This window comes from Vibrio sp. 10N.286.48.F5, from assembly GCF_041469785.1.
Classification (GTDB): domain Bacteria; phylum Pseudomonadota; class Gammaproteobacteria; order Enterobacterales; family Vibrionaceae; genus Vibrio; species Vibrio crassostreae_C.
Genome location: NZ_JBFRLG010000085.1, coordinates 1 through 253, shown reverse-complemented (window position 1 = coordinate 253; position 253 = coordinate 1). Strand labels below are relative to the sequence as shown.

Sequence of the window (253 nt, the reverse complement as noted above, 5' to 3'; positions counted from 1 at the left end):
TCCAAATTGTTAAAGAGCAATGAGACTTCTTGTGAAGTTCATTTTCTAAAGACTCTCACAGTCGAAAAATCCAACCAGCGACATAAGAAGTGGTTTGGAGATTTAACTTCCAAGAATATTTAGAGAATGGTGGGCGATACCGGGCTCGAACCAGTGACCCCCTGCTTGTAAGGCAGGTGCTCTCCCAACTGAGCTAATCGCCCACGATAGTTTTAATTCCTTCGTGGAGAAAGAATGGTGGGTCGTGCAGGAT

1 tRNA gene is annotated in these 253 nt (G+C 44.7%); it reads right to left on the bottom strand.

Features of this window, described 5'->3' with window-relative positions:
- Positions 1-127: 127 nt before the first annotated feature.
- Positions 128-203, bottom strand: a tRNA-Val gene (locus AB4185_RS21915).
- Positions 204-253 lie beyond the last annotated feature (50 nt).